This is a genomic window from Paenisporosarcina sp. P4_E4_2 (assembly GCF_056401595.1).
Genome location: NZ_JBFUJC010000079.1, coordinates 1 through 10,840 on the forward strand (window position 1 = coordinate 1; position 10,840 = coordinate 10,840).

Sequence of the window (10,840 nt, forward strand, 5' to 3'; positions counted from 1 at the left end):
GTGCTACGTTTAACGCAAACGCTGTTTTACCAACAGACGGACGTGCGGCTACAATAATTAAATCGTTCCGTTGGAAACCGGCTGTTATACGGTCTAAATCACGGAATCCTGTGGGAACCCCTGTTATATCGCCCTTACGTGAATGGAGAAGTTCAATGTTGTCATACGTTTGAACAAGTACATCTTTAATGTGCCTGAAATCACCCGCATTTTTTCGATTGGAAACTTCCATCATTTTCTTTTCGGCTTCAGATAACAAGGCTTCGACCTCGTCTTCACGCGTAAAGCCATCTTCAACGATATTGGTCGCTACGCGAATTAATCGTCGCAGTAACGCCTTTTCTTCAACAATCCGTGCATAATGTGCGATGTTTGCGGCAGTTGGTACTGAATTTGCAATTTCCGATAAATACGAAAGTCCACCGACATCTTCAAGTTCTTTTTTCGATGCCAACTCTTCCGTCACTGTTACAACGTCAATTGGTTTTCCTTGATCACTGAGGCGATTCATCGTTTGGAAAATCTTCTGATGTGCCACGCGATAAAAGTCTTCGTATTGTAGAATTTCTGCTGCCGTAATGAGCGCTTGAGGCTCTAAAAAGATGGCCCCTATCACGGACTGCTCGGCTTCTTGGTTGTGAGGGGGTATCCGGTCCATCATGGGCTCGCTCATTAACGTCACTCCTTACGCTTCTTCTGTTACGTGTACTTTCAATGTTGCTGTTACTTCTTGATGTAATTTAACTGGAATGTTTGTATATCCAAGTCCACGAATGGCATCGTCCAATTCCATTTTACGTTTGTCGATTTTAATACCTGTTGTTTTCTGAAGTTGTTCCGCGACTTGTTTCGTTGTTATCGAACCAAACAAACGGCCACCTTCACCTGATTTTGCTTTTAGTTCTACCGTAATTTGCTCTAACTTCTCTTTTAACTTTTTCGCTTCTTCATGCACTTGTTCTGCATGTTTATCTTCTTTACGTTTTTGACCATCTAATGCGCTGATTGTCGCTTGATTAGCTTCAGTCGCCAAATTGTTTTTCAATAAAAAGTTATGCGCATAGCCATCTGCTACATTTTTGATTTCGCCTTTTTTCCCTTTGCCTTTAACATCTTTCAAGAAAATTACTTTCATGTTATTTGGCCTCCTTCGACAATTTCAATGATTGCTAATTTTAGTTGTTCAATGGCACTTTCAATCTCTTTATCATGAATCTGACAAGCAGCATTGGTTAAATGACCACCGCCACCGAGCTTCTCCATAATTAATTGGACATTGATTTCACCCATAGAACGGGCGCTGATGCCAACGTCTCCATTATTTTTTCTTGCGACCACAAATGATGCTGAAACATCCTTCATTGTCAGTAAAATATCTGCGGTTTGTGCTATAAGCACCTGGCTATAGGAATTTGTTTCTTCCCCATGTGCTATCGCAATGCCTTCTCGGAAAAACTCAACTGTCTGAACAATTTTAGAACGTTCAATATATGTTGCAATATCTTCTTTTAGTAAGCGCTGAACTAGCACCGTGTCCGCTCCGTTTGTACGTAAATACGAGGCCGCTTCAAACGTTCGTGCACCCGTTCGAAGGGTAAAGCTCTTCGTATCGACAATTATACCGGCAAGCATTGCAGTTGCTTCTAGCATCGTTATTTTATCATGTTTCGGTTGATATTCGAGCAATTCCGTTACAAGCTCTGCTGTTGATGATGCATATGGCTCCATGTAAACAAGCATTGTATTCGAAATAAATTCTTCTCCACGGCGATGATGATCAATCACTACTACTTTTTCAGCTCGATTCAACAGTTTTTCATCAATGACCATACTTGGTTTATGCGTGTCCACGACCACAAGCAATGTACGATCGGTTAATTTAGATAAAGCTTCTTCAGGTGAAATAAAGCGTTCAAATAATTGTGGCTTGTTTTTCACTTCTTCCATCAACCTGGTCACACTTTGGTCGAGTTCATCAAAATTGATGACGACATAGCCATTGATCTGATTCATCTCTGCCATTTTCCGTACGCCGACAGCTGCACCGATTGCATCCATATCGGGCAATTGATGCCCCATGACAAACACTTGGTCACTATCCTGAATTAAATCACGCAGCGCATGTGAAATGACGCGTGCCCTAACTCTCGTTCTTTTTTCAACCGGGTTGGTTTTTCCGCCGTAAAATTTCACTTTTCCACTTGGTTGTTTAATGGCTACTTGATCTCCGCCACGTCCCAATACCAAATCCAGACCCGACTGCGCAAGTTGGCCAAGTTCTACCAATGAGGATGACCCGGCACCCACACCGATACTCAGTGTTAATGCCAAATTCAATTTGGAGGTTGCTTCTCTAATATCATCCAAAATAGAAAACTTCGTTTTTTCAAGTTCCAGTAATATGGATTCATTCAATACAGCTAGGAATCGGTCAGATGAAATTCTTTTGACATAAATGCCGTGTCCCGCTCCCCAATTATTGACGAGCGACGTTACCAAACTATTTAACTGACCGCGCGTCTGGTCATCCATTCCTTGTGCCAGCTCATCGTAATTATCAATGAACAGCACACCAATTACGCTGCGATCTGAATAGTAAAGCGTCTCAATTTCTGTTTGCTCGGTGATATCAAAGAAATAAAGAAGTTTTTCTTCTTGTTTGTAAAATACTTTAAATTTCTTACCGGACAAGCTGACGGTCTGCTCTTTATTATCTTCTTGCTTTACAAGTGAATGGAATTCATCTGACAACGTAAATAAATCTTCACCAATGAGTGAATCAAATTCAAGCTCTCTCGACATGTACGGGTTCGCCCATTCAATGGTCCAATTTTCATTGACCAATATTATTCCTATGGGCATTTCAAGTAATGCTTCTTCGCCAACCCGTTTCATGCGATATGAAAGTGTTTCAATATGTTTTTCGGTCTCTTCGTATAAACGTTTCTCCATTTGCCAGCCAATAACCAAGACAATGAGGAAAAGAGCAGCAACAATGCTTCCTATCCACATTTGCCAGTATAGGAGCAAAAAAGCGCTTATTAGGCCGAGCACTGATAGAAAAAATAAAGGGACACGAATGGGTCTTTTTCTAAAGAATGCTGACATTTGTTCAGCTCCTTACTTTTTGTTCTTGTCTTTGACAAATGAACGAATGTTGAAACCTAAATCGAATATGCCTAATAACACCGTTAACGATTGTAAAGGGAACGCTAAAAATGTTGCAACAATTGCAACCCATTTCGGCCATCCTTTTTCATGGATGTAAAAATGGATGAAAGATATTCCCTGTAAAGTAAGCATTACACGGAGCATCATAGTTACGTTGGCTAATACCATAAAAGCAAATGTTCCCTGAGTTAATTCAACAAATAAAGTTACGACCATGACAATCATGTAGTACCATAATATGGATTTCGGTAACCGCATGTGTCTAATTGCCGGAAACTTTGGTACGTCCAAGCCTAATTTTCGCAAAACTGGCAACTGGATATTGATGAATACAAATACAAAGCAGAAAATTCCAAGTATCAGGAGAGTTGGCATGACAGTTTCGAACATGAATAAAACATCCGAAATGGTCTGATCGTAATTTTTAGGTAAAGTATTATATTGTTCCAGGAACGTACCCAATTGATCATATTGATCTTTCGTGTATACTAACATTTCTTTCACAGGATTGAATTTGAAGAGCAGTACAAGGATTACATATTCAATGACGATGCTTACTATCAAGACAATCGCCGAAGCCATTAACATGAACAGCTTACTTTTCTTCAAACGAATCGTATCTCCGATAATAAAACCGAGCAAGACATGAATCAGAGCAAAAGGTATGGCCATTAACCCTCCAACGAAATAGGAAATACCCATACTTAGTACAACAACATAAATAGAAGCAGCCCGACTAAATTTCGCACTATACCAAGCTATTGGCAGAGCGAGAAAAAGTATTGTAATCAAATTCAGCACAGGCACATAAAAAGAAACAGCCAACAAAATAGAAAACAGCGCAATTATCATTGCACCTAATGTCAGCTGTTTCGCTTGTTCATTCGGCATTCAAGATCCTTCCTAACTTAAAAAACATGTATTCACTATCAGATGTCCCAATCACATAGTCATTATCAAAGCTGTTTTACTACTTATCTAATTTTTCAAGAGAATGGACAACTATATCTTCCTATTGTATCATGTCGGTCCAGTTGCAACAAAAGTTCCAAATGAAATGATTTTGGCACATAAGAAAAGCTCAAAGCGCCATGTCGTTGTGCTCCTGCGGTTACTCGTCGCAAAAAGCTTCTTTTCGCAACGCCTTTATGTCGCCCCACCTGTGCCCAAGCTTAGGTGCGAGATAGCGACTGGAGCTAGACATAACATATCTCGAAAGAATAAGAAATATTGTCTAAAATTCATACTTTCTTATAATATAAAAAAAGACCGGTTTCCCGGTCTTTTAAGCGTTCAAAAGCATTTCTTATCTCTCTTCAGTAGAGAATGGAAGTAATGCCATGATACGTGATAATTTGATTGCTGAAGTCAGTTTGCGTTGGTATTTCGCGCTTGTTCCAGTAACTCGACGTGGAAGAATTTTTCCGCGTTCTGATACGAACTTTTTAAGCAAATCAACATCTTTATAGTCGATATGCGTAATATTGTTAGACGTGAAATAGCAAACCTTTTTGCGTCTTTTGCCTCCGCGACGTGGTGCCATATCGTTTCGCCTCCTTAGTGTTTGGTTTTATTTTGGGTGTGCGTTAAAGTCAATTCGCTATCTGGTAATGTCTAGCTCCGAAGGCCAGACCGCACCTCCGTTTCACCATCTCATTCGAAAACGGGTTTTCGATTCGTTGGTTCCAACGTCGGAGTCGGTCTATCATGGCCTTCTACGCTTTTCTAATTAGAATGGTAAATCGTCGTCTGATACTTCGATTGGGCCGCTTCCAGAAGAGAAAGGATCTTCATCTACACGTGTATAGTTTTGCTGATTTGGTGATTGATTCTGTTGATAAGATGGATATTGATTGTTTTGGTTTGAACCGCCACCATAAGGTTGTCCTTGTTGTGGACGATCTCCGCCAGAACTATTACGTGGTTCAAGGAATTGAACACTATCAGCTACAACTTCAGTCGTGTAAACACGCTTTCCATCTTGGCCTTCATAGCTCCCAGTTTGAATACGCCCTTCTACACCTGCCAAACTACCTTTTTTAAGGAAGTTTGCTGTGTTTTCAGCTGGCTTTCTCCAAACAGTACAGTTAATAAAATCCGCTTCCTTTTCACCTGACTGGTTAGAGAATGAACGATTTACAGCTAGTGTAAAACGCGCAACTGCTACACCACTTGGTGTATAACGAAGCTCCGGATCTTTTGTCAGTCTTCCGACTAATACGACTCGGTTAATCATCAGAATACAACCTCCCTCGTCTGCAAGTTGTTTCGAGTATACTCGATGCTAAATTCTTATTTATCTTCTACGTTGACAGCTACAAAACGAATAATATCTTCGTTAATGTTAGCAAGACGGATGTATTCATCGATTGCTCTTGAATCAGCGTTTGCTTTCACGATTTGGTAGAAACCTTCGCGGAAGTCATTGATTTCGTAAGCTAAGCGGCGTTTGCCCCACTCTTTAGACTCGATGATTTCAGCACCATTCGTAGTCAAGATTTCGTCGAAACGAGCTGTAAGAGCTTTTTTCGCGTCATCTTCGATTGTTGGTCGAATGATGTACATTAATTCGTACTTTTTCATCTTTTTGCACCTCCTTATGGACTTAGGCCTGACTGTTGACAGTAGGCAAGGAGCAAGTAACATTCATTACTCACATCAATTGATTGTAACACACACAATGACCACGTGCAACTACTGATTTGGTAGACAACTTAGGCTTTTCAGCTATACTACCTATTATGAGGTGAGAATAATGAATGATTTCGATACACCAACTAAAATCATTGATTTGGACATTCAAAAAATCGGCAAAACAAGCTTAGTATTAACGGTCGTCTTAAGCGTGGTACTTTTGCTATTAACTAGTATTGTGCATCAAGATTTTGCATTTGAACCATCCTGGCTCGGATTGCTCCTATTCATCATTGGCTATATCCTATTAATCGTTTTGCATGAAGCAGCACATCTAGTCGGCTTTGTCATATTCGCTAAAGTTCCATGGCGTTCGCTTGACTATGGCTTTAATTTGAAACTGGGTGTTGCCTACGCGACAACTACTGAACCTGTTCAAAATAAAGCGATGAAAAGAGTGTTAATCCTGCCATTTTGGACAACAGGCGTATTACCGGCCGTCATTGCTATTTTCCTTAATAGTCCGCTTCTCGCATTACTAGGTGCCTGGCTGATTGCTGGTGCCGCTGGTGATTTTGCCATGATTAAAAAATTACGGACTGTACGCGATGATGCTTGGATCAAGGATGACCCAGAACGACCAAAATTATATGTGTTTGAACAACAATAAAGCTGCTTCCATTTGAAATGGAGCAGCTTTACTTTATTTCTTGAGATTTACGATAAGTAATCCAGTCTCCGGATGAAATTACAACTTTCTTCATCGTTTCATCACATACAGTGTACACAATGGATTCTAAGATGCTATCTTTTGTTTTTATATTCACCATTTGTTTCGTATAAAGATCCATTTCAGGGTCCCCTGTATAACCTTCAAGCTCATCTAAATCCACCCACATATGATCGGGTACTTCGTAAACATCCCCTATTACTATTGATTCCTGAGTTAGCTCGATTGCAGGATAACCATCTCCTGTATCATACATAATCGCCGGAAGCSTAACCTTCTCATATAAAAGTTGTGCACCTTCGAGAACATGATGATTCTTTTCTCCATAAAGCAACGTCCCATATGCAAATAACTTCATACGACATTCCCCTTTTGTCTCTATAATTCAAAAAAGGGTCAGCCGACAAGTCGACTAACCCGAAAATATTTTATACGTTGAAACGGAATAACATAACGTCGCCGTCTTGTACGATGTATTCTTTACCTTCCAAACGCACTTTCCCTGCTTCTTTTGCAGAAGCCATTGAACCGTTTGTAACCAAGTCATCATAAGAAACAGTCTCGGCACGGATGAAACCACGTTCGAAGTCTGTATGGATGACGCCTGCACATTGAGGTGCTTTCATGCCTTTACGGAATGTCCAAGCACGAACTTCCTGCACGCCTGCTGTAAAGTATGTTGCAAGTCCCAATAATTGATATGCGGCTTTTACAAGCTGATCCAGACCTGATTCTTTAATCCCCAACTCGTCAAGGAACATCGCTTTCTCTTCCTCGTCAAGCTCAGCCATTTCTTCTTCAATCTTCGCACACACAACAATAACTTGTGCATTATCTACTTTAGCGAATTCACGAACTTTTTGAACATATTCATTTTCATCTGCATTCGCAATTTCGTCTTCTGCCACATTTGCTACATACAGCATAGGTTTGATTGTTAATAAATGAAGACCTTTAACAACGCGTAATTCTTCTTCTGTAAATTCAACAGAACGAGCTGGTTTCTCTTCTTCAAAAGCATCACGAAGTTTGACCAATACTGGCTCTTCAACCATAGCATCTTTGTCTTTTTGTTTCGCCATTTTGCCTACACGTTGCAAACGTTTTTCAACGCTTTCCAAGTCAGCCAAAATTAACTCAAGATTGATTACTTCGATATCTGAAATCGGATCTACTTTCCCTGCTACGTGTGTAACGTTCTCATCAGCAAAACAACGTACCACTTGGCAAATTGCATCTACTTCACGAATGTGAGCCAAGAATTTATTTCCTAGTCCTTCACCTTTACTGGCACCTTTTACAATCCCGGCAATATCAGTGAACTCAAAAGCTGTAGGAACAGTTTTCTTTGGAACAACAAGTTCTGTTAATTTATTTAGACGCTCATCCGGCACTTCTACAATTCCAACGTTTGGATCAATTGTACAGAATGGATAGTTTGCAGCTTCTGCGCCTGCTTTAGTTATTGCATTAAATAGAGTAGATTTACCGACATTCGGCAAGCCCACGATTCCCGCTGTTAACGCCATATTAGTTCCCAACCTTTCATAACTTACGAGTTCTATATTCATGTGTGTATAGTCATTTTCAACGCTTGATTGAAGCTTTTACTTTTCATTTAACTAATCTATTATAAATTTTTGTCAACCAAAAGTCTATTCCTCTGTGGAAGGCTCAGCTGCTTTAATCACTTTTTTCATCTTTTTCTCGAATTCTCTTCTTGGAATCATCACACTATGCTGGCAACCTTCACATTTTATCCGCACATCTGCGCCTGTGCGAATGATTTTCCATTCGTTCGTTCCACAAGGGTGCTGCTTTTTCATTTCAACAATATCACCCAGCTCAAAGGATTTCGTGTTCATCAGACTTTCCCCTTATCTTCAGACTTCACAGGATCTCCAGTACCCGAATCAACCGATCCCGTTTTCTTTTGGTACATCACCATTTTTGGATATGGAATTTCGATTCCATGTTCGTCCATGAATATTTTCAGGTCACGACGGATTATTCGCGCTACTGCGAAATGTTGCATCGGCTTTGTTTCCGCAGTAATACGCATGACCACTTCAGAAGCAGCTAGATTTTGAACACCCAGTAACTCAGGTTCTTTAACCAATTGCTCGTATTTTTCAGGAAGACTCGATAAAAACTCTCCAATAAGCTCTTCCGCTTTTGGAATATCCGTTTCAAGTGCAACACTCACGTCGACAATCGCAATTGAATTGTTTAATGAGTAATTGATAACTTCCACAATCGTTCCGTTAGGGAAAATGTGAATCTCCCCGTTTAATCCTTTTAATTTAGTTGTTCGCAAACCAATCTCTTGTACAGACCCTTCTGATGCACCGATTCGCACATAGTCTCCGACAGAAAATTGATCCTCAAAAATAATAAAGAATCCCGTGATGACATCACGAACTAAGTTTTGTGCGCCAAAACCAACCGCCAAACCGAGTACCCCTGCCCCAGCCAGCAAGCCTCTCACATCAATCTTCAATGCAGAAAGGACTGCCAGAAGCGCAGCAAAGTATACAACATACGCAACTACATTTTCGAGTAATTTGAGTAATGTATTCTGTCTGCGTTCCGAGTAGCGCAAGGGTGATTTCATACGGACTTCAAATACTTTACGAATGACCACTTTAAATATTTTCACAAAAATTCCTGCTAAGAACATAATGAATATTACTTTTAGCGTAATAACGCCAGCAGTAATCCATATTTTCTCATCTAATAGAAAATCTTTGACACTTTCAAACGTCTTGTTAATGTGAATGTCCACTTGATAACTACCACCTTTTTGAATAAAGCCCATTTCTAATACGTATACTACGAAAAAAGAGAGTGAGCTAACCTATGTTTGCATTTTCGTCTCAATTACATTCGGAAGATTTTTCCTATCAAGATTCAGGTGTTGCCTGGCGCTTAAGCTCGCTTTTTCTTCAACTTATACCATTTGATAAACCGAATCTCACTTTTTGTTGCATAGGCACCGACCGGTCTACTGGAGACTCTCTAGGACCATTAATCGGAACTTGGCTTCGCGACCATCCTACATTTCCGTATGAAGTAATTGGTACTTTGCAGCAACCTTTGCACGCTTTGAATTTACAACAAACAGTCGAGTCACTTCAAGCGAGAACATTAACTCCTTATGTAGTTGCCATAGATGCTTGCTTAGGGAAAGTTGAAAAAATTGGACATATTGTTATCGAAAAAGGTCCTCTTTTCCCCGGCAAAGCAGTAAAAAAGGAATTGCCGCCTATTGGAGACCTTTCCATTAAAGGCATTGTAAATGTTGGTGGTTATCAGGAATATACCGTCTTGCAAAACACTAGACTTCAATTACCTTATGATATGGGCAAAGTTTTGTCCCGTGCTCTTCTACTCGCTTGGCAAAGGCACCAAATGAAAATAGTACGCAATAGCCACGACGATAGCTACCACGAGAATGCCTGGCAGTAAATTGGCTACTCTTATCTTGGTCAAACCAATCATATTTAAACCAATTGCCACGATCATGATTCCGCCGGTTGCAGTCATTTCCTGAATATATAAAGCGAGTGCTTCTTGTGGAATAACACGGCTGATTTGAGTGGCAAAAAGTGCGATCGTGCCTTGATATAAAATAACCGGAACAGCTGACAAAAGAACACCAATTCCCAGAGTGGTAGCCAATATGATCGAAGTAAACCCATCTATCAACCCTTTTACAATTAATAAATCATGATCATTTCGCAGTCCACTATCTAAGGATCCAATGATTGCCATCGATCCAATAACGAAAATCAATGTAGCTGATACAAAACCCTGTGCAATACTTATATTTTCGCCTTTTTTGTTTTTGCCAACTTTCGATTCCAACCAATGGCCAAATCGATTGAGTTGATGATCTAAATCAATCCACTCTCCAATGACTGCACCAACAACCAAACTAATAATAACGATTAAGAACTGACCGCTTTCAAAACCCATTTGAAGTCCTATAACAGTAACAGCAAGCCCAATGGCATACATCACTGTTTGCTTCATATTTTCCGGGATGTTTTTCAACAATCTTCCAATGATTGTTCCCACAATGATGAGAAGCGCGTTAATCAATGTCCCTAATAACACCATACGGAACTCCTCATTTCAGCTAAAAATAGAACCTATCCCCTCAAAGTTAAATCCTTTAAGGGAATAGGCAGTTTAGTCTTCTAATAATTCTAAAATACGTTCAAGATCATCTTCAGAGAAAAACTCAATTTCGATTTTCCCTTTGTTTTTCGATTTCTTGATTGAAACGGTTGTGCCGAAATA

14 protein-coding genes and 1 pseudogene are annotated in these 10,840 nt (G+C 40.0%); 2 read left to right on the plus strand and 13 right to left on the minus strand.

The window, feature by feature from the left end; all coding sequences use genetic code 11:
• The 7 genes from AC1DSB_RS07990 to rpsF form a co-directional block, all read right to left on the minus strand.
• The coding region (locus tag AC1DSB_RS07990; protein ID WP_477586359.1) for a DnaB-like helicase N-terminal domain-containing protein at positions 1-673 on the minus strand (673 nt) is incomplete at its 3' end.
• Between the two features lie 12 nt (positions 674-685).
• Positions 686-1,135: a 50S ribosomal protein L9 gene (gene rplI, locus AC1DSB_RS07995; RefSeq protein ID WP_016428918.1), complete on the minus strand. Its 450-nt coding sequence runs from the start codon at positions 1,133-1,135 to the stop codon at positions 686-688.
• A complete protein-coding gene (locus AC1DSB_RS08000) occupies positions 1,132-3,108 on the minus strand; it encodes a DHH family phosphoesterase (protein ID WP_016428919.1) in 1,977 nt (658 codons plus the stop codon). Before AC1DSB_RS08000 ends, rplI begins: the two co-directional genes overlap by 4 nt.
• Positions 3,109-3,120: 12 nt before the next feature.
• Positions 3,121-4,062, minus strand: coding sequence for a YybS family protein (locus AC1DSB_RS08005; RefSeq protein ID WP_342542590.1), 942 nt, complete (start codon positions 4,060-4,062; stop codon positions 3,121-3,123).
• 415 nt (positions 4,063-4,477) lie between these two features.
• Positions 4,478-4,714: a 30S ribosomal protein S18 gene (gene rpsR / locus AC1DSB_RS08010; protein ID WP_016428921.1), complete on the minus strand. Its 237-nt coding sequence runs from the start codon at positions 4,712-4,714 to the stop codon at positions 4,478-4,480.
• 186 nt (positions 4,715-4,900) lie between these two features.
• Positions 4,901-5,407 carry a single-stranded DNA-binding protein gene (gene ssb, locus AC1DSB_RS08015; protein ID WP_016428922.1) on the minus strand — a complete coding sequence of 169 codons (507 nt, stop codon included), beginning with the start codon at positions 5,405-5,407 and terminating at the stop codon, positions 4,901-4,903.
• A gap of 56 nt (positions 5,408-5,463) precedes the next feature.
• Positions 5,464-5,754, minus strand: coding sequence for a 30S ribosomal protein S6 (rpsF, locus tag AC1DSB_RS08020; RefSeq protein ID WP_016428923.1), 291 nt, complete (start codon positions 5,752-5,754; stop codon positions 5,464-5,466).
• 172 nt (positions 5,755-5,926) lie between these two features.
• Between rpsF and AC1DSB_RS08025 the strand changes: the two genes are divergently transcribed.
• Entirely contained in the window at positions 5,927-6,475 is a 549-nt protein-coding gene (locus tag AC1DSB_RS08025) for a metalloprotease family protein (RefSeq protein ID WP_477531166.1), read from the plus strand.
• Between the two features lie 28 nt (positions 6,476-6,503).
• Here the strand turns inward: AC1DSB_RS08025 and AC1DSB_RS08030 are convergent, their stop codons facing one another.
• The 4 genes from AC1DSB_RS08030 to AC1DSB_RS08045 form a co-directional block, all read right to left on the minus strand.
• A complete protein-coding gene (locus tag AC1DSB_RS08030) occupies positions 6,504-6,893 on the minus strand; it encodes a gamma-glutamylcyclotransferase family protein (RefSeq protein WP_477586362.1) in 390 nt (129 codons plus the stop codon).
• Positions 6,894-6,963: 70 nt separating this feature from the next.
• The gene (gene ychF / locus AC1DSB_RS08035; protein WP_342543801.1) at positions 6,964-8,064 is read right to left on the minus strand and encodes a redox-regulated ATPase YchF; all 1,101 of its coding nucleotides are present in this window, start codon (positions 8,062-8,064) and stop codon (positions 6,964-6,966) included.
• A gap of 126 nt (positions 8,065-8,190) precedes the next feature.
• Positions 8,191-8,400, minus strand: coding sequence for a DUF951 domain-containing protein (locus tag AC1DSB_RS08040; protein WP_016428927.1), 210 nt, complete (start codon positions 8,398-8,400; stop codon positions 8,191-8,193).
• Positions 8,400-9,353 carry a mechanosensitive ion channel family protein gene (locus AC1DSB_RS08045; RefSeq protein WP_477531168.1) on the minus strand — a complete coding sequence of 318 codons (954 nt, stop codon included), beginning with the start codon at positions 9,351-9,353 and terminating at the stop codon, positions 8,400-8,402. Before AC1DSB_RS08045 ends, AC1DSB_RS08040 begins: the two co-directional genes overlap by 1 nt.
• A gap of 41 nt (positions 9,354-9,394) precedes the next feature.
• Between AC1DSB_RS08045 and yyaC the strand changes: the two genes are divergently transcribed.
• Positions 9,395-10,003, plus strand: coding sequence for a spore protease YyaC (gene yyaC, locus AC1DSB_RS08050; protein ID WP_016428929.1), 609 nt, complete (start codon positions 9,395-9,397; stop codon positions 10,001-10,003).
• Here yyaC and AC1DSB_RS08055 read toward each other — a convergent pair.
• Positions 9,923-10,657 carry a DUF554 domain-containing protein gene (locus tag AC1DSB_RS08055; RefSeq protein WP_477531169.1) on the minus strand — a complete coding sequence of 245 codons (735 nt, stop codon included), beginning with the start codon at positions 10,655-10,657 and terminating at the stop codon, positions 9,923-9,925. The genes yyaC and AC1DSB_RS08055 overlap by 81 nt on opposite strands.
• Before the next feature lie 72 nt (positions 10,658-10,729).
• Positions 10,730-10,840: pseudogene (locus tag AC1DSB_RS08060) on the minus strand (chromosome partitioning protein ParB); the annotation flags it as partial.